This is a genomic window from Blautia sp. JLR.GB0024 (assembly GCF_037000545.1).
Taxonomy (GTDB): domain Bacteria; phylum Bacillota; class Clostridia; order Lachnospirales; family Lachnospiraceae; genus Blautia; species Blautia celeris.
On sequence record NZ_JBANBF010000003.1, the window covers coordinates 314,728 to 336,994 of the forward strand.

Annotated in this window: 15 protein-coding genes; 1 reads left to right on the forward strand and 14 read right to left on the reverse strand. The window is 46.7% G+C overall.

Translation table 11 applies throughout. The annotated features are described in order from the left end of the window. Nucleotides 1-132: 132 nt before the first annotated feature. The 12 genes from V8Q34_RS09605 to V8Q34_RS09660 form a co-directional block, all read right to left on the reverse strand. Nucleotides 133-4,773, reverse strand: coding sequence for a hybrid sensor histidine kinase/response regulator (locus V8Q34_RS09605; protein ID WP_335835319.1), 4,641 nt, complete (start codon nt 4,771-4,773; stop codon nt 133-135). Between the two features lie 523 nt (nt 4,774-5,296). Next, nucleotides 5,297-6,508: an aspartate kinase gene (locus V8Q34_RS09610; RefSeq protein ID WP_335835320.1), complete on the reverse strand. Its 1,212-nt coding sequence runs from the start codon at nt 6,506-6,508 to the stop codon at nt 5,297-5,299. 895 nt (nt 6,509-7,403) lie between these two features. Beyond that, complete coding sequence (locus V8Q34_RS09615) at nt 7,404-7,727, reverse strand: hypothetical protein (protein WP_148392269.1); 324 nt, start codon at nt 7,725-7,727, stop codon at nt 7,404-7,406. A gap of 4 nt (nt 7,728-7,731) precedes the next feature. Then, complete coding sequence (locus V8Q34_RS09620; RefSeq protein ID WP_033141895.1) at nt 7,732-7,932, reverse strand: helix-turn-helix transcriptional regulator; 201 nt, start codon at nt 7,930-7,932, stop codon at nt 7,732-7,734. Nucleotides 7,933-8,223: 291 nt separating this feature from the next. Then, complete coding sequence (locus V8Q34_RS09625) at nt 8,224-9,258, reverse strand: uroporphyrinogen decarboxylase family protein (RefSeq protein WP_227211217.1); 1,035 nt, start codon at nt 9,256-9,258, stop codon at nt 8,224-8,226. Nucleotides 9,259-9,263: 5 nt separating this feature from the next. Continuing rightward, the gene (locus tag V8Q34_RS09630) at nt 9,264-11,039 is read right to left on the reverse strand and encodes an alpha-amylase family glycosyl hydrolase (RefSeq protein ID WP_335835321.1); all 1,776 of its coding nucleotides are present in this window, start codon (nt 11,037-11,039) and stop codon (nt 9,264-9,266) included. Between the two features lie 71 nt (nt 11,040-11,110). Further along, nucleotides 11,111-11,944: a carbohydrate ABC transporter permease gene (locus tag V8Q34_RS09635; RefSeq protein ID WP_033141892.1), complete on the reverse strand. Its 834-nt coding sequence runs from the start codon at nt 11,942-11,944 to the stop codon at nt 11,111-11,113. A gap of 13 nt (nt 11,945-11,957) precedes the next feature. After that, complete coding sequence (locus V8Q34_RS09640; RefSeq protein ID WP_033141891.1) at nt 11,958-12,827, reverse strand: ABC transporter permease subunit; 870 nt, start codon at nt 12,825-12,827, stop codon at nt 11,958-11,960. 16 nt (nt 12,828-12,843) lie between these two features. After that, the gene (locus tag V8Q34_RS09645; protein WP_148392261.1) at nt 12,844-14,220 is read right to left on the reverse strand and encodes an ABC transporter substrate-binding protein; all 1,377 of its coding nucleotides are present in this window, start codon (nt 14,218-14,220) and stop codon (nt 12,844-12,846) included. A 229-nt stretch (nt 14,221-14,449) separates the two neighbouring features. After that, the gene (locus tag V8Q34_RS09650) at nt 14,450-16,234 is read right to left on the reverse strand and encodes a sensor histidine kinase (protein WP_227211222.1); all 1,785 of its coding nucleotides are present in this window, start codon (nt 16,232-16,234) and stop codon (nt 14,450-14,452) included. Then, nucleotides 16,221-17,510, reverse strand: a complete 1,290-nt coding sequence (locus V8Q34_RS09655) for a response regulator transcription factor (protein ID WP_227211224.1) — start codon at nt 17,508-17,510, stop codon at nt 16,221-16,223. The genes V8Q34_RS09650 and V8Q34_RS09655 overlap by 14 nt, the downstream gene beginning before the upstream one ends. Nucleotides 17,511-17,778: 268 nt before the next feature. Further along, entirely contained in the window at nt 17,779-18,711 is a 933-nt protein-coding gene (locus V8Q34_RS09660) for a helix-turn-helix transcriptional regulator (RefSeq protein WP_335835322.1), read from the reverse strand. Between the two features lie 223 nt (nt 18,712-18,934). Between V8Q34_RS09660 and V8Q34_RS09665 the strand changes: the two genes are divergently transcribed. Continuing rightward, the gene (locus tag V8Q34_RS09665; protein WP_335835323.1) at nt 18,935-19,573 is read left to right on the forward strand and encodes a type 1 glutamine amidotransferase family protein; all 639 of its coding nucleotides are present in this window, start codon (nt 18,935-18,937) and stop codon (nt 19,571-19,573) included. A gap of 107 nt (nt 19,574-19,680) precedes the next feature. Here V8Q34_RS09665 and V8Q34_RS09670 read toward each other — a convergent pair whose 3' ends face one another. Next, nucleotides 19,681-20,667 carry a hypothetical protein gene (locus tag V8Q34_RS09670; RefSeq protein WP_054352571.1) on the reverse strand — a complete coding sequence of 329 codons (987 nt, stop codon included), beginning with the start codon at nt 20,665-20,667 and terminating at the stop codon, nt 19,681-19,683. Between the two features lie 425 nt (nt 20,668-21,092). After that, the gene (locus V8Q34_RS09675; protein WP_335835324.1) at nt 21,093-22,142 is read right to left on the reverse strand and encodes a sigma-70 family RNA polymerase sigma factor; all 1,050 of its coding nucleotides are present in this window, start codon (nt 22,140-22,142) and stop codon (nt 21,093-21,095) included. Nucleotides 22,143-22,267 lie beyond the last annotated feature (125 nt).

The window sequence follows — 22,267 nt, forward strand, 5'->3', positions numbered from 1 at the left end:
GTTGGCATGGTCAGAATTATCCGCGTTGGATATGATCTGCTGTGAGATCTCGTGGATGCCGGAAGCAACCGTTGATATTTTCCTTTGCTTGTTCCGAAATCTTCTGCATAAATCAAACTCTGTAATCTTTATTCATTCCCCGGCAGTCTGCCCTGCCAGCAGTCCTGTCAGCGTATCCCGCAGTATCTTCACATCAATAGGCTTTGCCACATGGGCATTCATTCCCGCTTCCAAAGCCTCCTGCACATCCTCCGCAAAGGCATTGGCTGTCATAGCTATGATCGGAATGGTTCCCGCGTCCTCTTTCGCCATTCTGCGGATGGCACGGGCCGCGTCGTATCCGTTCATCCGCGGCATACGGATATCCATCAGGACAGCGTCATAGGTCCCCGGCTCTGCCCGCTGAAATTCTTCGACTGCCTGTATGCCGTCTGTCATCACCACGGATCTTGCTCCGTACATTTTCAGCAGCTCACACAGAATTTCTGAATTGATGGCGTTGTCCTCCGCCACCAGGAAACAGCGGCCTGTTAATATCTGAGCGTCATCCTGTCTCTCAGGCTCCCCGTCCCCATCCTGTTTTACTGCCGCCTCGCCCTGCATGGTCTCACAGATGATCTCCACACAGAATACACTGCCCTCATTTTGTCTGCTCTTTACCCATATCTTACCGTCCATGAGATCCACAAGACCTTTCGTGATACTAAGACCCAGCCCGGTGCCCTCAATCCCCACTGTATTGGTATTTCTGGAAAATGGCTCAAAGATATGCTCCACAAACTCCTCCGTCATGCCGATGCCGGTATCGCTGATGGTAAACCGGTAGCAGACCTGACCATCCTTACAGCCCCGGTCCGTCTCCTCCGCCAGGAATTCCACTCTGCCTCCCTTAGGCGTAAACTTAATGGCATTGCTCAGAATATTGATCAGAATCTGGTTTATGCGCAGCTTATCCCCATAGAAATTCTGGTGGCGGATTTCCCTGGCTTCCATGGAAAAGGCAAGGCCGTTTACCTCCGCCTGAGGTTCCATCATAGCCGACAATTCCTTCAGCATTTCCGGCATAGAGATCTGCATCCGGTTGAGCATGATCTTGGAGCGCTCTATTTTGCTCATATCCAGTATATCATTGATGAGGCTGAGCAGGTATTTGGAGGAGGAGGAAATCTTCTGCAGGCAGTCCTTCACCCGTTCTTTTTCATCCAGATTGGCCATGGCCAGGGAGGTCATGCCGATCACAGCGTTCATAGGTGTCCTGATATCGTGGCTCATGGAGGAAAGAAATTCGCTTTTTGCCCGGTTCGCCTTCTCCGCAAGGGCCAGTGCTTCCTGCAGGGCATCCTTTGCCTCACGCTCCGCAGCCAGCATATCTGTCACATCCGCGCGCACCATGCAGACCCTCCGGTGTCCCCTATCTCCCCACAGCACATTCACCTGCTTGTACCGCAGCCCGTTCTCTGACTGGTACGGAAGTACAAAATCATACCCCGAAGGTTTTTCTTCCAGCCGCTTCATCATATTGCCCAGATCAAAGTACTGTTCATTCTCCTCCTCAATATGACTGGTGATATAAAAGTCCGTAATATTCTTCACCAGCTCCCTGTATCCCTCCAAAATATAGGGTGACAGGTTCTCCAGCACGGTCTGCCGGGTGTACATGGTCACACGGCCGTCGTTTACGTCAATAAAAGCCATAAGCTCAAAGGTATAAGCCACCACATTCAGCATACTCTGCTGCTCCCGCACAGAATCCGTGATGTCTGTTCTTGCCAGACACACACGCCCGAGTCTCAGATCAACAGCCGATACCGTCATGTTTTTTGTGAGCACATCCCCCTTCTCGTCTGTGATGGAATAATGGAAGGAATAGCTGTTCTCCCTTTTCAGATGCTCCATCATATATGCGCCGGCAAGCATTTTGGTGACATGTTCTTTATCCCTGGGCACTATACCCATACAATACTTCTCCATGATCCACCGGGAATAACATCCCCGGTGGTTTACATCCTCTCCCGCAGTCCCGCTGCCGGTCAGGACAGTATAGCTGTCCTTCAGCACATCCACATCAACGACCAGGTCATAGCTGGTAACAGACAACTGCCTCAGTATCCGTTCGGATATGGCCTGCTCCGTAATATCCGTCACAGTCAGGATTCCTGTTACGCCGCCTGTATCCGGTGTTTCCACCAGGTTCACCTTGAACTGCACATACCGCCCGTTCTTTTCTTTCGGCAGTTTCACATAGCACTCCCGGATCTGCTCTGTATCTCCCTTTTTGAACGCGGCAAGTGTGGGTGCATTGAGGTAGGTATCCAGAAAGAGCTGCTTTTCATCCGGGTCTGTCACCAGTTCCGCAATTCCGGCAAAGAACTCCTCCCGCACACTTCCGAATGTTTTTAAAAGGTCTGAATCCGTATAATCGAGAATCTCCAATATCCTGTTCTGTGTTATATTGCAGTGTCCCACGATCAGAGCGTTTGGCCCCGGTGTGCGGTAATGCTGCAGAATCAGGTCATTATACTGCTTCCGTATCTGTGCCTTCTCCTCCCGCTCTTTTGTCATATCATGAAATCCGGCATAGATGCGTTTTTCTCCGTTGGCGCTCTTGACCAGGGACAGGGTATTCTTCACCCATACATAATTCCCGCCGCCTGTTTTTAAACGGTACACAATCTCACAGGGACCATCCCCTGCAGCCATATACTCCTCCATCCGCCGATTCACAAATGCCCTGTCATCAGGGTGCACACCGGCCATGGCATCCTTTTTGTAGATTGCCCAGGCCTCCTCCTTGGTCATCTTTGTCATCTCAGCAAAGCCTTCCGACAGAAATTCCGGTATCATTCTGCCGTCCGGCTCATACCTTACCACTGCTACGCCTCCGGGCAGGTATTTCAGCACATTCTGGAAATACTGCTCCAGCCTCTCTTTCTCACTCTGGGTCCTCATTTCCTCTGTAACATCTCTCACGTACTTGATATACGCCGGGATGCCGTTCCAGTCTGTCTCCCGGAAACGGATACTGTAACAGCGGTCATTCTCCGGGTCCATCATGCGGTGTTCTTCCCCGTCCGGCCGATGCTCTTTCTGGGTACAGAACTCACAGGGCCTGTCTTTTCCGTACATGGCTTTGTAGCATTTCTGTCCCAGACATTTTTTTCCTTTCTGAAACAGAAGCTTGGACTCATTGGCATAGAGCAAGTCATAATTGTCCTTTCCAATCACATAGATTCCGTCTGCCGTATCATTGGCAATGCTCTGGAACAGTCTCGCCTCCGCAGACATGCCGGTGAACACGGCGTAGAACCGCATAGATTCTGAGCAGGCGTCCATTCTCCTGCCTCTTAAATGGACCCAGACAAGTCCCCCGTCTCTGTGCCTGATTCGGTAAGACACATCCAGCACCTTGCCGGTTTCCAGGGAAACCCGCATGGCTGACAGCACACGATCCCTGTCCGGCTCATGGATCAGCCGGAACGCGTCATACTGTTCCAGCTCCCCTCTGGTATGGCCTGAGAGTGTCATAACACCGTCTGATATAAAAATCGGAGTGATACGTTCCCCCTCGATACGATAGCTGGCGATTCCTCCCGGAATGGAGTTCACCAGATGGTCCATCTCAAGCTGTGTCTCCTTCAGATCAGATATGTTGTGGAACACACAGTGGAGGAGCGGACAGCCCTTATCTTCCCCGATCCATTTTACATGAGCACGCACCCAGACAATATGTCCGTCTCTGTGCTGCTTGCGGAACTCAAATACCAGCACTTTATGGGTGCGAATGACCTCCTGTACCTTCTCGATGACCATCTCTGTATCTTCCCAGTATGTCATCTCCACAGCGTCCCGCTTAACAAGCTCGCGGTATTCCTCTACCGTATACCCGGAAAGCTCCGGAACACCGTCTGAAAAATAGATTGTCTCGAAGATATCAGATATTCTGTAAATGGCTACGCCGCCGGAAATGGCATTGACAATATCCTGTACCTTATCCTTTTCCGCTATCAGCTCCTTTTCCATCTGCACCTGTCCGCTCACATCCCTGTAGACTGCATAGAGCAGCTTTGTCCTGTCCGTCTGGGATTTTACAGATGCCTGCAGATGGATCCAGCCGTATTCCGCCTTCCTGTCGTTCCAGACCCGGTAAGTGTGCTCCATGGTACCGCTGGCCTTGATCGTTTTCTGGATCTTTTCCCGGAGAGCACCGCAGTCGTCAGGGTGCACTCCCATGTATTCCGTCTTTTCCTCCACATTTCTGATGTGTTCTTCCGAATACCCCATGATCTCATAGAAAGCAGGGTTGTGGAAGACAGGCCGAATCCCGGTTCCGTCATAGCGGTATACACAAAGCCCGCAGGGGATACTGCTGAATGTGTCCTGAAGCTCTTTTTTCAGGATAGCTGACTGCTCTTCTTCCCGTTTTCTGTCCGTGATGTCCTGTATATATTCAATATGCGCGGCATTCCCGTTCCAGTCTATGATCTTGCCGCTGAGCTGATAGATTCTGCCATTGGCAGGATGGCGGTATTCGCGGAACAGCAATTCAGGTCCGCTGATCTCCTCCCTGCGGCAAAACGCGCACGGCCTGTCAAAACCGGCCACCTGATAACAATACTTTTCCTCCGGATCCGCACCCGACATAAATGTCTCCCATGCCAGCCGGTTGGCGTACAGTATCTCGTATGTATCCGCTGAACTGACACAGACCGCTATCGGTGCATTGTCCATCAGTGCTTTCACCTGATCCGCCAAAAGAGAAACTTCCCGTATCATGACTTACCCTCCCTTACACAATTCTCCATAAAAACACTTTCCGTAATTTTGATTAAGGTGTAAGGGAAAAACAACATTAGAGATTTAAAACAAGATATGTCGACAAAAGCAGGAAAATAAATGCGGACCAGCAAAAAACATCGGGTGTTTTTTGACTGATCCTCTGCCAGGGCCGACCCTGCGCTTCATAATGTACTGCCCCGAGAGCAGCCCGCTGTACAGCCTTTCGGATTAACAGCAGCTATTTTCCACACCTGTTGTTCACGCGTTGTGCGCCCCGTAACAGCCGCACTGCTTTACAGAAATGGTTTGATCCTTTGATGTTCAAACTTCTTACTTTTTAACAATATTTTTGAATTGGTCAGAATATTATATTTTTTTCTACTTATTTCTTTTAATTTTAACACAGGGAGTATAAATGTGCAATCGTTTTGAGAAAGTTCCCTCCCCTTCCTGCAGAATACCCGGTGAAAGAAAAAAACGACCGGGCAGAAAAAAATTCCGCCCGGCCGGCCTTTAAAAATCAATCCCACTCTGATGCGAACCTGTCATGCACGGCTCTCATTGCCGTCTCCGCCTCGGATTCCTTTATCACCGCTGTTATACGGATCTCAGAGGTGGTCACCATATCTGTATTGATCCCCGCGTTTGAAAGTGCCTCGAACATTTTTGCGGCCACTCCGGGGTTGGAGCTGACGCCTGCGCCTACCACGGAGACCTTTGCCACATCCTCCTCACAGCTCACATTGGCATTTCCGATCACGTCGCTGTATTTCTTAAGAAGGTCCAGAGTCATCATCATATCCGGTCTTGCCACGGTAAAGGTCAGAGTCTTGGTGCCGTCCTTTTCCAGGGACTGGATCATGACATCAATGTTCACCCCGTTTTTTGCCATCAGGTTCAGAAGCTTAAATGTACTCTCCGGGTTATCCTTCATACCCGAAACTGCGATCTTCGCTATATTTTTGTCCACGGCTACGCCGCTTATCAGCATTTTCTCCATCTTTGTGGTCTCCTTTACAACTGTTCCTTCCTCTTCGCTCATACTGGATCTCACCACCAGGTTTACATCGTACCGCCTTGCCATCTCCACACAGCGGCTGTGCAGCACTTTGGCTCCCAGGGACGCAAATTCCAGCATTTCCTCATACGTCACCTCCGGCATCTTTCTGGCCTTTGGTACAATGCGCGGGTCAGCCGTATATACGCCGTCCACGTCTGTATAGATCTCACACAGATCCGCGTTCAGAGCTGCCGCCAGAGCTACGGCTGTGGTATCCGATCCGCCTCTTCCCAGGGTGGTCACATCATCGTATTTGTTGATGCCCTGGAACCCGGTCACCACAACGATCTTGTTGGAATCCAGCTCTTTTGTGATCCTCTCGGAGTCGATTCTTTTCAACTTCGCGTTCTGATACGCAGAGGTGGTATGCATGGGTACCTGCCACGCGTTCAGGGAAATGGCTGTCACTCCCATCTGAATCATTGTCATAGCCATGAGAGATACAGACACCTGCTCCCCTGTGGCAAGAAGCATATCCATCTCCCGTCTGGAGGGCATACTGCTGATCTCTCCTGCCTGGGCAAGCAGGCGGTCCGTGGTCTTTCCCATTGCAGAGAGGACCACTACCACCTGGTTTCCCTCTTTCCATTTCTTTATACAGCGCTCTGCCATATTTCTGATCTTATCCAGATCCGCCACTGAGCTGCCGCCGAATTTCATTACTACAAGCATGCTGTTCTCCTATTCCTTCCGTACTTTAAATAACGCCGGACGGACACTTCCCCATCCGCCGGACAAAAATCATGTATTATTATACCACTAACCCTGCGTGTTTGCGACATTTTATATGTAAATATCCCAAAAATTGGTGCAGCACAATACGGTTCATTCATGATTCGGAAAGCTCCGAAGTCTCAGATACGCCGTAAAGCAAGGGTTCACTTTCTGCTCATCCGTAAAATGAGCAGAAAATATGAGCTGCCTATTCTTGTTTACCTGCAAAACCGAAAGAACTCTTTCTAATTATCTGTAAATCAAGCAGAAATCTTGGCCTGATTCTGCTGATTTACCTACAAAATCTAGTCAGCCCTCTTTACTTGTCTGTAAATCATTCAAAAACCTTGGCCTGATTCTGCTGTTTTACCTACAAAATCCAGTCAGCCCTCTCTTATTGTCTGTAAATCATTCAAAAACCTTGGCCTGATTCTGCTGTTTTACCTACAAAATCCAGTCAGCCCTCTCTTATTGTCTGTAAATCATGCAAAAATCTTGGCCTGATTCTGCTGTTTTACCTACAAAATCCAGTCAGCCCTCTCTTATTGTCTGTAAATCATGCAAAAATCTTGGCCTGATTCTGCTGATTTACCTACAAAATCCAGTAAACTCCCTCTAATCATCTGTAAATCAAGCAAAAATCTTGGCCCGAATCTTCCGGATTACCTACGAATGCCAAGGTTCTCCTCAAACTAATCTGTAAAACAGTAAAAATCGACGAGGGCCCTTTGTAACTATCTGAAAAACAAAGGAAATCCACAGTGATCATATGCGTCTGTCTTGTCGTCCATCAAACTGAAATATTGAACAGCAAAATTGCCTGGCACCATTGGTCCTGCTTCTGTCCTTATCATCAAAGTCGCCTGTCATAATATAAAAGTGCAGACAATTCCAGAATATTGCGGAAAGCCACATACAGTACAGCGATAGTCATGACCCGGTTCAGCGTAAAGGTCATCTGCACATGGGAATGGAGCGTCACCATATCCACGACCGCCAATAATAAGAGCAGAATATAGTGGGAACAATTGGCAGTGCGGTTCGCTTTGTTCTGTACTGCCTCCCAGCGCTCATCGCCTCTGTACTCCATATGTTTCTTCGCCTTCCAGATATAGAGAAACAGTGTCGCCGCTGTGCCGATCAAAAGAAAAAGCAGGATAATTATCTGGTCATTCATTGTATCACTCCCCCTTATACTCAAAAACTTCATTGATGGAAACCTGAAAAACCTCTGCGATTTTGAAAGCCAGTTCCAGGGACGGCGTATATTTATACTTCTCTATGGATATGACCGCCTGCCGCGAGATTCCCACTCTGTCAGCCAAATCAGCCTGGGTCCAGTCGCGCTCTGCTCTCAAAACCTTGATCCGATTCTTTATCAAGGTATTACCTCCTTACAAAATGTAACCTGTTGATTACATTTATAATGTAACGTATTCATTACATTTTGTCAAGAACTAAATACGAAAATAGGGAGCCGGGCGATATAGCCGCCCGGCTCCATAAACTTTCTCATCCGTATTCGGTTCTCCCAATCGTCGTTATCCGTCAGGACTATGCCTCTATCCGCAGATTCTGCACATATATACACCCACTTCATCCCCGGCACATTTAGAAGTCCGGATGCCGGAAACCTGCTTTTTCTTTTGTCAGATGTCCGTAAAAAACTGTCTTTATTTTACACTGTTGAGCATTGCATGTATATTCTCTTTCGGCGTATCCCCTCCCAGCGCGCATCCCGGCCCCAGTATAAACCCGGTGGCGTTCTTTCCTCCGGTGATTCCAAGAATCCGCTCCGCCGCTGCTTTCACTTCCTGCTGCGTACCGCCTGAAAGCAGTACGGGATTTATCTGACCAAGCAGTGCACACTTTCCTTCTGCCGCTCTGACTGCTGCCTCCAGGTCTGTTTTCTGGTCTATCTCCAGCACATCCGCCCCCAGACTGCACATCTTATCTATGATCTTTGTGGCGTTGCCGCAGATGTGAAGGGAAATCAGGCCGCCTTTTCTGTGGACCGCTTCTATCACCTGTTTTTCATAAGGCATGGCAAAAGTTTCATACATGGCGGGTGAGATCACATCCGGCCCTGCAGTGCTGTCACCCATGGAAGTCATGGGAACCCCCAGCAGGAGCAGTCTCTCATGGTAGGCAATACACGCCCGGGTACAAAAATCCAGCAGTCTGCGGATGTCCTCCTCCGCGTCCTCATCCATCAGATCCTCCAGCAGCCGGTCCATGCCGTAGAGCTGAGAAGCCAGGCTGAAGGGGCCCTGGTCCCCGCGCCCGATCAGAAACACCTCCCTGCCGAAATGCTTCACCAGCCGCTCCACAGTCAGAAGCTGAGCTTTCAGAAGCGGACTTTCCCAGAAATCATCCGGCATCTCCAGATTCCTCACATCTTCCAAACGCTTTATTGCTGTGGTATGCGCCACCGGTGCCCCTTTTTTCCTGTAAATCACGCCGCATCCAAGGGCCTGCGCAAGCGCTGCTGTCCCATTTTCAACCAGAAGCATATCGTGTCCGAACTCTTCCCACATACTTATCTGCATTCGGGCCATTATACTGTCATCCAGCACAAACTCTCCAAAATCCATGCCTGACTCTTCTGCGCACATCAGAAAATTATGCAGGTCTGTGGGCATTCTGTCCACGTCCTGAAACTGAATGGCAGCCAGACACCTTTCATATGAATTCATATATTCTTTCATATGGATTATTCCTGTCCTTTCCGTATCTCTTCTATTTTCAGCACCAGAAGTCCGCCCCTACTGGTTTTGTCTCTCCTGATGAGCCATTTATGTTCAGACAGATTTATCCCGTTTTCCACAAATTCTGCCTCATCCCCCTGCGCTTCTCCGAACAGAATCGATACCCGGCAGCGGCTTTCCGGCTGCAGTATCTGTGACAGATCCAGCCTGATCCATACATCTTTCTCCTCGTCAGGGTTGGCGGCGATCAAAAGCACTTCATTTTCCTCCCTGTAACAATAAGGAATGGGCAGTATCTCCTCCGCGTCGTAATCCACAGGGCAGAAACGGTCTGTTTTCTCCCCCATTTTCCCGGGCCGTATGAGATGGGGATGTGCTCTGCGGATCTGTATGATACGCTTCATATCTTCCAGCATTGCTGTTTTTTCCGGATTCTTCAACTGTTCCCAGTCTATCCAGCTTCCGTACAGCCAGCGGCCTTTTCCCGGTTCTCCCTCACCATATAAACCGGGAGCGAGCTGCGGCAGGGGACGGTAGTCTGCATTAAACTCCTCCCCGGACATGAACACCGGAATCGCCGGGGCCAGAAGTGTTGTGTATCCGGCCAGATAGCGGCTTCCCTTTGCCGCATACGGGCTCTCCTCCTCCGGAAAACCGACCCATCCGTCATCGTGACAGCTAAGCTGAACAGATAAAAATTGTCCGTCCTGAATCCTGTATGGAAAATATACCGTCAGTTTATTTTTGGCTTTTGTATACTCCACTGTGTAGTCCACTTCCAGAACACCTTCCCGACTGCTGTTCCAGACCTGACCGGCCTTATTTATCACCTGAATGTTTTGAATACGCTTTTCATCGTGGATGTTCTCCACACGCAGCCTGCCCTTCTGGATACGATAGGATGCACAGCCGTCTGCGCACACAATTTTCTCTGTGACATCCCCCTCAAAGATCACTTCCGGCACTTTGCTCTTTCCGAACCAGGAGCTGTCCCTGCTGTCCTGTATGGTTCCGTCTTCATAAAAAATCTTCACTTTCCAGCGCTCATTGGCCCTTATCTGCCTGTCCCTGCAGTAGCCTGCTGCGTCGTGCAGCATTCTGAAAGAATGGTTCAGGCCATGATTGTGGCTTACGGCTTCCCCGTGTTGCAGGATGTCTGTCACACCGGGAATCGCAGGCCCTGTCTCTGCAATGATCACTATTTTCTTTCCCATATCAGCCGCTTTTCTGCGGATCAAAGCCCAGAGATCATTCCGATAATGGGCAACATCCAGCCGGTATCCGTCAATCCCGAATTCCTTTATGTACCACAGCCATGTATCCACCCACCATGCATCCAAATCTGCGTGTCCGCCGTACCAGTCAAAATCACGCATCCCCCAGGAACCTCCCAGAAACCAGTCAGGGTGTTCTTTTACAAGCGGGCTGTCCTCCATGACGCCATGGGTTATTACATCCAGAAAAATTTTGATTCCGCGGCTATGGGCACTCTCTACGAAATGCCTGAACTCCGCCTCTGTCCCCAGACTCGGGTCGATGCAGTCCGGACGGATACACGCATATTCTGTCCAGATATTATAAAAATGGCTTTTGTCGCAGAGCTGATGGCCGGTAAGCCAGACAGCATTAATCCCCAGCTCCTCCAGATACGGCAGCTTCTCTTCCATGGAAGCAAAGGTGCCCGACTCCGGACCATTCGGTGAAGTAAAGCTTTTTGTTGCAATTTCATAGATAATAAGCCGTTCCAGATACTCCGGCGCGTCTATGATCTCATAATCCATAAGAATTTCCCTCTCTTTCACAATAACAGTTACCGTTCACTCCGTCCCCGGCTGTACGCTTCGACATGCTCTCATCCTTTGACGGAACCTGCCACCATACTCTCTGCAATCTGCTCCTGCAGAATCACATAGACAATCACTGTGGGCAGGATACACATCACGAGCGCCGCAAACATTGAGGAATAATTGAAGCTGAACGTAGATGTAAAATACTTGATCGTCAGCGGAAGTGTCCTGTTCTTTTCACTGGAAGTAAGCAGCATGGCATACATAAATTCATTCCATGAAAAAATAAAGGTAAGGATCGCGGAGCTTGCCATGGCAGATTTACTAAGGGGCAGCATAATCTTGGTAAATGTTTTTAAGAATCCCGCCCCATCCATATAAGCCGCCTCCTCCAGTTCCTTGGGAACTGACATGAAAAAGTTCTTCATCAGGAACAGGCTGAGCGCCATGCCGAATCCGGTATAAATAAGGATAAGTCCTGCCTTCGTATCGTACAGCCCAAGCTTATTGATAACAAAATAAACCGGCTGCACCATGGCATTGGAGGGAATCAGCATGGAAGAGATCAGCAGCATAAAGATTATCTTCTTCCCTTTAAAATCGGTTCTCGCCAGCACATATCCTGCCATGGAGTAAAGCACCACTGCCAGCACCGTACTGATCCCGGCCACAAACAGGGAGGTGAAAAACCGTGAGATAATGTCCACCTTCTCCAATGCGATCCTGTATCCGTCTGTATAAAATGAAGTCGGCAGAGAAAAGCTGGAGGAAAGGATCTGACTGTTTGTCTTAAAGGAAGACAGCAGCACCCATAAAAAAGGAAACAGGGAAATGATGATCACGATCCCCATAATAAAGTAATCAAATACCCGCTGTCCTGTCTGTTTTTTTACTTTCATACCTCTCCACCTCTCAATCTACACTGTCCATACGAAACAGTTTGTTGCAGAACAACATAACAAGGATACCCAGGACCAGAAGGAGTATTCCAAGTGTATTGGCATAGCCATACTGATTACTCTGAATAATCTTGTTCACCATCATGACAGATATGGTCATACTGGAATCTCCGGGACCTCCGTTTGTAGTCATATAGATGGACTCAAATTCCTTGAACACCGATGTGACCGCCACAATAGCTCCTGTTCCGATTGCTCTTCTGAGCAGCGGTAGGTATATAAAACAGTCTACCTGCCTTGCCGTTGCCCCGTCAATCCTGGCGGCGTCCTCTATTTCCGAAGAAATAGAGCTGAGTTCCGCCAGGACGATCAGGGTGATAACTGCCGCATACCAGAGCCAGATATTGGTAACACTTAAAAATGCTGTTTGGGAATCCACCAGCCAGTTTCTGGTCAGATGTTCCAGTCCTACACTTTTTAACAGCATATTCAGGATTCCCATATCCGGCTTATAGATAAATACAAACATCAGCGCCAGTGCGGACCTGGAGATTATGTTGGGAAGCATGAATACGGATCTGGTAAATCTCCAGCCTCTCCTCTTTCTTTTCAGCACCAGCGCCACTAACACACCGAAAGGAACATGCACCGCCACAGCCAGCAATGCCCAGAACAGGGTATGCCAAAGGGCCGCATGAAATACAGAATCCTTGAAAATCTTGATATAGTTCTCCAGACCGATGAAACGCATACTCTGCATCCCGTCCCATTTGGTAAAGCTGGACACCAGAGCCAGAACCATTGGCCCAAGATAAACCAAAGCAAACATCACCAGTGTAGGAGCCAAAAAAATAACAATCCAGACTTTGTTTTTCTGTTTCATCCCAATCACCCTCTGCCTATTCTATATCTTGTTTATACTGTGCGGCTCCTTCATTCATCATCTGGATAAACTCATCCACCGTGATACTTCCTGACACCAGATTGGGAATTTCCCTTCCGAATACATCGTTCTGAGAAACAGGATCCCACTTTGTCTGGTAACTCGGCAGCACAATACTCACATCTGAGGAGGCATCCACACAATTTTTCATAGGGGGAATCATCTTGTCATATTCGTCCTGTGGGAAATCCACTACAGAAGACAGTTCCCCTGCCTCAACCGCTCTCTTGGTACTGTATACAGGTTTTGTATAAAATTTCATAAATTCAACAGCACCGTCAATGACATCCTGTCCGTGATCTGTGGTAATACACCAGCTTGACTGCTCCATAGAACCGATCATCACATCCCCGGGGTACTTTGCATAGCCTACTTTATCTGCGAATCCCTCGGAGGCATAATCCGGGTCCGTAAGGCTTGACATCATCCAGGGACCATTGGCTATCATAGCTGTATTACCGCTGAAGAAATTATTGGCAGCCAGGGCATAGGTTCCGCCTACTGCGTCGGATGTGGTGTAATCAAACTGCTTTTTCAGAACTTCCACTGCCTCTTTAAATTCCGGGGTATCAAAATTATCCGGGAACTGCTGTGCCATAAACTTCTGTCCTTCCTCTGTTCCTCCCAGATAAGCAGTGGCAAGAAGCATCGGACACCAGGCTGTCTCCGTTGTGTGGAGGGACAGTGCCGGTATGCCCGCCTCTTTTAACTTATCGCATGCCTTCCAGAAATCATCCCAGGTCTCAGGGAATGTCTCAATACCCGCCTGCTCAAATAACTCCTTATTATAGTAAAATCCTGAAAGCTGAAGGCCGGCACTGGGAATCAGATACATTTTACCGTCTTCTCTGGTAAACGCTTCAATCCCCTGAGGCATCAGCTGGCCCTTCCATTCCGGGTCTGCTTCCAGATAAGGTGCCACATCCACCAGCCTGTCATTTTCCACAAGCAAATCATAAAAGGCAGGTTCCGGACCGACCTGGATCAGCGCCGGAAGTGAGTTCGAGGCATTCAGCATTTTCAGTTTTGAGCGGTAATCATCTGAAGCACCAGCCAAATATTCCACCTCCATCTGATATTTTCCTTTGTATTCCCGGTTAAAATCTTCTACCACCTCTTTCATCTGAATATCCATGGCGTCATTTGCACCCGTTGTGATAATTATGGGGATTTTCACCTCCCCTTCACTCTCGCCTGCTGCCTGGCTTTCAGAGGCTGCCCCTTTACTATCCCCGGTCTTTTCGGCAGTGTCTTTCCCGTTTCCTCCTCCGCATCCGGCCAGCATAAATGCAGTTGCCAGACTTAAAATCCTCATAATATTTTTCCTTTTCATTAACAGGAACCCCCTTTTCTTTTGGTGACTGTATTATAACAGGCTCTGTGTTTCAACATATACAAAAAATTATAGCTGTATTGTTGTTTTTTATACATATGAAAGACAGCAGCGGACATCTACAGCAACCCCCTCCGACAGTTCGTCCGTTTATACCAAAAAAGGCGCGGGACAATCGGCATTTTGTCCTACGCCTTTTTTACCTGATTTATCTGCGGTACCCCGCATATTATCCCGCATCGGCATCTGCTGCCATAGGAATCCTGATGGTACAGACTGTCCCTGTCTCTTCAAAACTTTCATAATGGATCTGAAAACAACTTCCATACCGCAGACAAAGCCTGCACACCACATTGGATATGCCGTATCCCCCTTTCTTCTGAGGAAATGCCTGTTTTATATCCTCCATGCCCTGGTACTGCATATGGTTAAGCTTCTCCAGGATATCCGGCTCCATGACGCTGCCGTTGTTGCTGACCTGCAGAACCATAAAACCATCCGCGGCCTTTACATCCACTTTGATTCTTCCGCCTTTGTCCATGTCAGCGAATCCGTATTTGATACAGTTTTCTACCACCGGCTGCAGGATGATCTTGGGAATCTTCACCTGCAGAATGGACTCCTCCACTTCTATCTCATACTGAAACAGATTCTCATTTCTTATCTGTTCTATATTCAGATAACATTTCACATGCTCCAGCTCATCTTTAAGGGAAACATCATTTTCACCCTTGCTGATACTGATCCTCAGCATCCGGGACAGCGACTGGATCAGTTTCACCATCGTCTCGTCGCCATCCATCCTGGCAAGCATATGTACATTATCCAGTGTGTTATACAGAAAATGAGGATTGATCTGATAGACCAGTGAATTATATTCGTTGATGCGGATTTCCTCCTGTTCCTTTTTCACTTCTTCCATCAAACTGCCTATGTGCTTGAGCATTTTGTTATAGGAAACCGCCACATGGTCCAGCTCTGTATTGGTGCTGATCTGTATTTCCTGATTCAGGCTCTCCCCGTCAAAATGGCTCATGATCCGGCTGATGCCCGAAATCGCTTTTCGGAAGGGATGTGATACAAAGGCAGACATAATGACACAGACAATAACAGAAATCAGCATGGTCAGGCCAAGACTTTTCAAAAAATTTCTCGCCGGAGCCTGCACCACAGATTCCGGTACAACGGAAAGAAAGATAAATTCTCCATCCTTATCTGTATTGGCAAAACAAATCCTGCTGTCTGCCGCAAAATGAACCACCTCACCGGCTTCATCCGGCAGTTCTTCCCCGGCTTTCCTCAAAATTTCCCGGCTGATCTCTTCTTCCTGCTCTTCCCCTCCCGTCCGGCAGCAAATCTCACCGTCCATGGTGACCATGGCATAGACTGCAGGTGTATGCTGATTCACATCAAAGAAAATATTGTCGTAAAAATCCTGGTTCAGCTTGACGATCAGAACTCCGGGGCTTACATTCTGCTCCATGTGCCGTATATTCCGGACCAGAAAAATGCCTGAATCTTCCTGTCCGTTCCGGTTAATCGTACTGTACATTATCTTTGTCAGGGAATAGTTATCCTTAAGCGCTTCACTTAATTCCTCTGACAGGATATCCTCCGGATTTACATTTTCTATCACTTTATTGGAGAAGTATTCATTTCCTTTATTGTCAATAAATATCCCATATTCCGTATACTGATTATTGGGATACCAGAGGCTTCTGTTGACGTATGCCTTATCCTGGGGCAGCAGTTCTTTCCTCTCCAGGGATTTCTGGATATAGGAATTTGTAATATAGCTTCTGGTCAGCTCATCAAATCCCTGCTCCATCATCTGGTAATTGCCAATCATCTTGCTGTTGCTGTGGGAATAGTTCTCCAGATTCAATTCTGTCACGTTTCTGTTTATGGAGCCTGCCAGGACAACCCCCATAATACCCAGAGGAAGGATTGCAGCCAGAATGGTAAAGACCACCAGCTTTTTGCGTATACCGTAAAATTGTTTACTGTTCTTCATACTTTTCTTTCCTGTACTCTGTCGGCAGACACCCTACATGCTTCTTGAACTGCTGTGTAAAATATGATGGGTTGGGTATCCCCACCTTCTCACAAATTTCCGTTATTGTATCGTCTGTAGTTTTTAACAGACTTTTCGCCAGCTTCATCCTCTCTTCCAGCAGATACTGTTTAAAAGACCTCTGCATTCCCTGCCCGAAAAGCCGGCCGAAATATACGGGGTTTAGATGCACCTCCCTTGCCGCCATGCCTACACTCAAAAACTCATCATTCAGATGTTCCTGCACGTAGCAGACGGCCTGGCTGATATAAGTCCTGGCATGGCTGCGAATCTGATCCAGTTCTCTTAGATCCCTCTTCTTCTCATTCGTCTGCTCCAGGTTTTCAACTGCCTGTACATATACTTCTTTTAATCCTTTTATAGCTCTGCTCAGTCCGGATATGCCATACCGAAAATCCACCGAGAATTTTTGTCTCAGCATCTCCAGTTCTCTCTCCAGGACCGGAAGTACCAGGTATTCTTCCCCGGAAGCTGCAAATATGATGATCCTGTACCCGCTTTCATTCTGAAAATAAAAATACTGATAGGCATCCCCCAGGTCACTTTCCAAAAAACCGGCAATCTCCTCCTGTGTTGCCGCCTGCATATATTTCCCGTCCTGTGTTCTGACAAAATCAATACAGACAGCCCGATAAAATAGGGCATCCCAATCCTTTCCCCCAAAACGCGCCAATGCCTCCTGCAGTTCCTCCTCATCTATCTGATCCCCGCTGAACTTTCCCACCATATAATTTTCAAAGACTTTTCTGTTATTCTCTATGAAATGTTCATAGTCCTGTAGGATCTTCCTGCTCTTTCTGCTCTGCCGTATGGCGTTCGCAGCACTCAAAACAGCTTCCTCCAGTTTACTGTCCTCAATGGGTTTCAGAAGATATGTAAACGCCCCCAGTTCACATGCCCTCTGCGCATATTCAAAATCCCGGTATGCACTGATGACGATCCATAAACATTTCTTCTCCGCCCGCCTGTCCACCTCCTGGATCAGGTCCAGGCCTGACATCTGTTTCATACGGATGTCTGTTATGACAATGTCCGGCCGTTTTTCCAAAATTTCATCCACGGCCTTCCTGGGATTTCGTGATGTGCCTGCCACCACTGCCCCCATTTTATCCCAGGAATAGGTAGTCTCCAACCCTTTTAAAATGATTGCCTCATCATCCACCAAAAAAATCTTGATCTTCTCCATTTTTCCGCCCCGCATCTTTTCGTATTTCATGGTAAGTTTTTCTTCCTGCTAAGAGGAATGTGCATTGTATAATGAATTTATTATACCGCGGAAAATGGGGTTTTGGTAGTCTTTAATCGCTGTTGGGAATTTTTAGAATTTATGACAGAGTTGTGCTGTGGCTTTGATATAAGAATTGTTCGGCAGGTGCGGTTTTGGCAGAGACAGAAGTCACTGCTACGCCGGGATTGGCGCTGTGTCGGAATTGCTGTTGCACCGGAATTGGTACAGCAATGTTTGCCCGGACCTATACCACACTTTAGTTTTCGTATAGGGCTGCTATATCATGCACTCTGCGTTTCATCTCCTCACGGATATGTAACGGCTCTAAACACTCGCATTTATCTCCGAAACTCATGAGAATATTATAATAATACTCATTTTCTATGAAAGGAAAGCTGACAATGTAATACGCATCACCGTCCGGCGAAAAATGTTCATACGTGCAAAAATCAAGTACCCTGTCCATGACAGATTTGTGGATGCGGATCTTAATTTCTGTCTGCATGGTTTCCAGGATTTCCGCAAAGCCTATAAAGGGTTTTTCATAATCCCGTGGTGTGAAAATTTTCTCCTGCATCTGCAGGTTCGACATACGGGATAATCTGAATAAGCGAAAATCATTTCTTGCATGGCAATACCCCTGTAAATACCAATGACTGCTTTTCAGTACAAGCTGATAAGGCTCAACGCTCCGTACGGTTTTATTCCCGTGGTGGGCTATATATTCAAATGAAAGCAGTTTACTCTCCTGCATTGCTGCTTTGATCTTTTCTAAATATGGCTGTATGTCGCTTTTTCCCATCCAGGGACTTAAATCTATACATATTTGATTTACTTTCAATTCAATTTCTTTTGCTCTGTCAGCGGGTATAAAGCTCTTGACTTTCGCAAGTGCGTGTACCAGCTCATCTCCCCGTACCATGTTTGAAAGGCTTGCAAGCCCCATCAGGAGAGCGGAAAGGTCCGCAACAGAAAAAACTTTTTTATCGATCTTGTATCCCTCCATGATTTCAAAACCACCGCCCACTCCCGGTGCCCCGCGAACAGGAATCCCCGCCATGTTGATTGCATCTATATCGCGGTAGATTGTGCGGAGTGAGACTTCAAACATATCTGCCAGCTCCTGTGCACCGATACGTTTTTTATCAAGGAGTATCATAATAATGCTGACCAGTCTGTCTACTTTCATCTGATAGCCGCCTTTCGATTTGGATTGCTGCCATATTGTTGTCAACAATCACATGGTACAATAAGCCTGAAAACAAATCAATAAGTAATGATTCATCCAGTTGAATTGTTACGTGTATACGCTCATTAAAAATCGCTTTGCGATGGGGCAAATGTCAGCACAGTCAATGCGCAGACCTGACTGAACAGTAACATCAATACTAAAATGAAAACGGAGGAAATTTATGTTTACAATCTATGTTTATGTTCTTGATACCTTAGCCGACTGGGAGATTGGGTATGTCACCGCGGAGCTGAAATCCGGCCGATTTTTCAAAGAGGATGCACCGTCTGTATCGCTCAAGACGGTCAGTGATTCAAAAGAGCCTGTCCACACAATGGGCGGCCTGACAATTGTACCGGACTGCCTGGTCGAGGATATTGTGGTGAGCAAGACAAGCGTACTGCTGTTACCCGGTGCAAATACATGGAACGCCCCCAGCCGCGGCGCTATCATGAAAAAAGCAAGCGAATTTCTATCTTTTGGCGCTGCGGTATGTGCAATCTGTGGGGCTACCGCTGCACTTGCCGGCATTGGGGTATTGAATCAGCGCCCGCATACCAGCAATGGACCGGGATTTCTTGAAATGATCTCTCCCGGTTATAATGGGCAAAGTTTTTATATCGACAAGCCCTCCGTATGGGATAACAATCTCATTACCGCAAGTTCCACCGGAGCTTTATTGTGGGCCAGACAAATCATTGCGTATTTAGGTGTTTTTCAAGCAGACACACTGGAAGCCTGGTATGAATATTTTAATACCGGTAAGCCTGAATATTTTTTTGCTCTTATGCAGACTTTGCCGTCAGGCACTGAGAACTGATATATATTTTGTCATAGACAGATTACGGCAGGATTACATATGCCAGGCAAAACAGACATATACGAAAAGAGACATGGCATAAATTGTCATATCTCTTTTTTAAAGACTTACTTTTTCTGTTCTTTTGAGAATTGCTTATAATAATACTCTGCCTTTTCTCTATCCAGCATAAAGTGTCTTTGTAATTTTTCTATTATAATTGTTCTCTCTGTCCGCTCCTCCTCTTTTTCAGCTATAAACGCCCTTATCCCCTGTTCCAAGCCTTTTTCTATCCCCTTCTCGATTCCCTTCTCGATTCCTTCTTTTATTCCTTTTTCTACCCCTTCTTCATAACTGCGCTTTTTCTCATTTTTAATATGGCGTTCCGCATTATACTCTGTCAGTATCACGTCTTTCACCTCTCCTCGCTCTTTCTTCAGGAAATCTGCAAGAATACCTTCCGCAATACATTCCTCCACCGCTCTGTCCACTGCACCCTCTAAATCTTCGGGGTACATTTCCAGATACCGCCGCACCTTTGATACAAAAGAAGCATACTGCCACAACAAGCTGCAGTCTTCCATCAACTGTCTGTTATGTCCTGCATTAATATTCAGAACCGTGGCAACACATTCCAGGCAATAACTGTCCTGCTTCTTTTCAAATGCGTCACTCAGACGGTACTCCCGGCGGTCTGGTTCTTCCTCCGATCCGTTATAAAATACAATATACCGCGGAAGCGGGATTTTGATACGGCTGCCGGAATACAGATCAAGCTCTCTCTTTTCCACATATCCCTGATATACTCTCGCAAAATAGATCAATCCCCGCAGAGGCATATTGGGATTTCTGGTGGATTGGGCTTCATACAGATTCATCACACTGTCGATCAAAAAGGACAGGTCATTCTTTACACCCATATAAATGGCACCCTCAATTGTAGTGATCTCCAAATCCTCCGGATTTTGATAATTGGAATGATTGATGGCATTATAAAGCTTCAGTGCAGCCTTTCTGTTCCCGAAGATCATGCGGAACAGGCTATCCTTGTAATTTCTGTTTACTTGTTTCCTTCTGATGGCTCTGCTTATCTTTCTCCTTCTGTTTCTGTTCATATTTCCTCGTCTTTCCGAAGCAGCCATAAGCCTCAGGAACCTGTAAACATTATAACAGAATTATACCTGCTCCACAACTTGCCGCTTCCGCTGTTTTTTATTCAGTTACTTTTACATAGTGAATTCCGGCAGAGATTGCCGATTGGATTAATATAGAAAATAAATTTTCAGAATATCTGTTAATTGAGTATAACAGAAATAACGCTCTGTTGCAATCGAAATATCTCCCAGCTCAACAAAACAGATTGTTAAATCCATCCGCCCCGGAACTGCGGCAATAAGGACACTGATTCGCAAATACTTTCTTGAATCCCATCCTTCTGCCGCATTTCCCGCAGCACCATCCGTGCGATGCCCACATACACATAACAGGAATGTAAGCCCGATAAAACCGCCCGTAAATATAAAACAGATACCTTTTCCCGTTATTTTTTCCAGATTAGTTCTGATTCTTCTAAGTCTGCCGAAAGTTCTTCAGGACGTTCAATCCTAAACTTACCGTAATACACCTCATCTATCTCATCTGCATTCCCAAGAAAAATCAAATGATCCTCTGTATCCTTCTGTAACAAAGCTCTTAATTCAGACCAGGGTGATTTATAGATATAAAAAAATGTCACATCTTTTTTCTCTCCGTCCCTTTCTAATGGAAAAGAGTTTCTGGCAACACTTCCTTCTAAATTACTGCCGATATATCGTGCATAAAGTTTATCATCAATTTTTTCAACTTTTATACATGTGCTGTCATAAGGAATGAAGAGTTTTGGCGTTACCAGTAAAGCATATGTGCCCAGCATTATGATAAATGCAAGAAAAACAGATACCGCAGAAACCACTGCTTTTTTATTCCGAAACTGTTTCTTTAAATATTTTAATGTCTTTATTTCTGCATCCTGTGCCCCGGACCCTAACGGCAGGATCATATCTTCATTAAGGAGTACCGCCTCCTTTCTGCAGGATTCACAGGATTTTAAATGCTCCTCTACCATATTCTTTGTATCCTCACTCACTACATCATCCAGATACAGAGGAAGCACATCTGTGACCCGGGCCCAGCCAGAACTTTTCCCGAAAAGTAACCCTATTTTCTCAAACGGCAGTTCTCCAAAAACCCTAAGGTTAAATACTTCCTTATAAGGCTCTTTCATATTGTGAAGAAACCGATGAATCAGAAAAGCCCTTTCTTCATCCACAAAATTTTCTTCAAAGGATGCCCCCGGATTTCCTGCATTATCAGGCAGTTCCTCATATGCATACATTTTTTTGCGTTTGCAATATGTGTAATATGTATTCTTCGCAATGGTAAAAAGCCATGCCCGTATATTCTTAGAGCCATCAAAGGTATCTATTGCTTTCAGGGCTTTGACAAATGTCTCCTGTGTGATTTCTTCTGCCATATCTTCACTGGCGGATAAACTGCGTAAATATAAAAAAACATCTTTGAAATAGGATTTATATATCTGCTCAAAGTCCATATCTTTCACCCCCTCCTATTCTATTAACTTCCGTGCCACAGAAACGTTACATTTTTTATTTTCGATTTCTTTTATATTTCGTAACTGAAATAATTCACCGCAAAGGCATTATAGCAGAAAAATAT

Bases quoted from the DNA above. Each gene is read 5' to 3' on its own strand.
- V8Q34_RS09605 (WP_335835319.1), bottom strand. From the start codon at position 4,773: ATGATACGGGAAGTTTCTCTTTTGGCGGATCAGGTGAAAGCACTGATG.
- V8Q34_RS09610 (WP_335835320.1), bottom strand. From the start codon at position 6,508: ATGCTTGTAGTAATGAAATTCGGCGGCAGCTCAGTGGCGGATCTGGAT.
- V8Q34_RS09615 (WP_148392269.1), bottom strand. From the start codon at position 7,727: ATGAATGACCAGATAATTATCCTGCTTTTTCTTTTGATCGGCACAGCG.
- V8Q34_RS09625 (WP_227211217.1), bottom strand. From the start codon at position 9,258: ATGAAAGAATATATGAATTCATATGAAAGGTGTCTGGCTGCCATTCAG.
- V8Q34_RS09630 (WP_335835321.1), bottom strand. From the start codon at position 11,039: ATGGATTATGAGATCATAGACGCGCCGGAGTATCTGGAACGGCTTATT.
- V8Q34_RS09635 (WP_033141892.1), bottom strand. From the start codon at position 11,944: ATGAAAGTAAAAAAACAGACAGGACAGCGGGTATTTGATTACTTTATT.
- V8Q34_RS09640 (WP_033141891.1), bottom strand. From the start codon at position 12,827: ATGAAACAGAAAAACAAAGTCTGGATTGTTATTTTTTTGGCTCCTACA.
- V8Q34_RS09645 (WP_148392261.1), bottom strand. From the start codon at position 14,220: ATGAAAAGGAAAAATATTATGAGGATTTTAAGTCTGGCAACTGCATTT.
- V8Q34_RS09650 (WP_227211222.1), bottom strand. From the start codon at position 16,234: ATGAAGAACAGTAAACAATTTTACGGTATACGCAAAAAGCTGGTGGTC.
- V8Q34_RS09655 (WP_227211224.1), bottom strand. From the start codon at position 17,510: ATGAAATACGAAAAGATGCGGGGCGGAAAAATGGAGAAGATCAAGATT.
- V8Q34_RS09660 (WP_335835322.1), bottom strand. From the start codon at position 18,711: ATGAAAGTAGACAGACTGGTCAGCATTATTATGATACTCCTTGATAAA.
- V8Q34_RS09665 (WP_335835323.1), top strand. From the start codon at position 18,935: ATGTTTACAATCTATGTTTATGTTCTTGATACCTTAGCCGACTGGGAG.
- V8Q34_RS09670 (WP_054352571.1), bottom strand. From the start codon at position 20,667: ATGAACAGAAACAGAAGGAGAAAGATAAGCAGAGCCATCAGAAGGAAA.
- V8Q34_RS09675 (WP_335835324.1), bottom strand. From the start codon at position 22,142: ATGGACTTTGAGCAGATATATAAATCCTATTTCAAAGATGTTTTTTTA.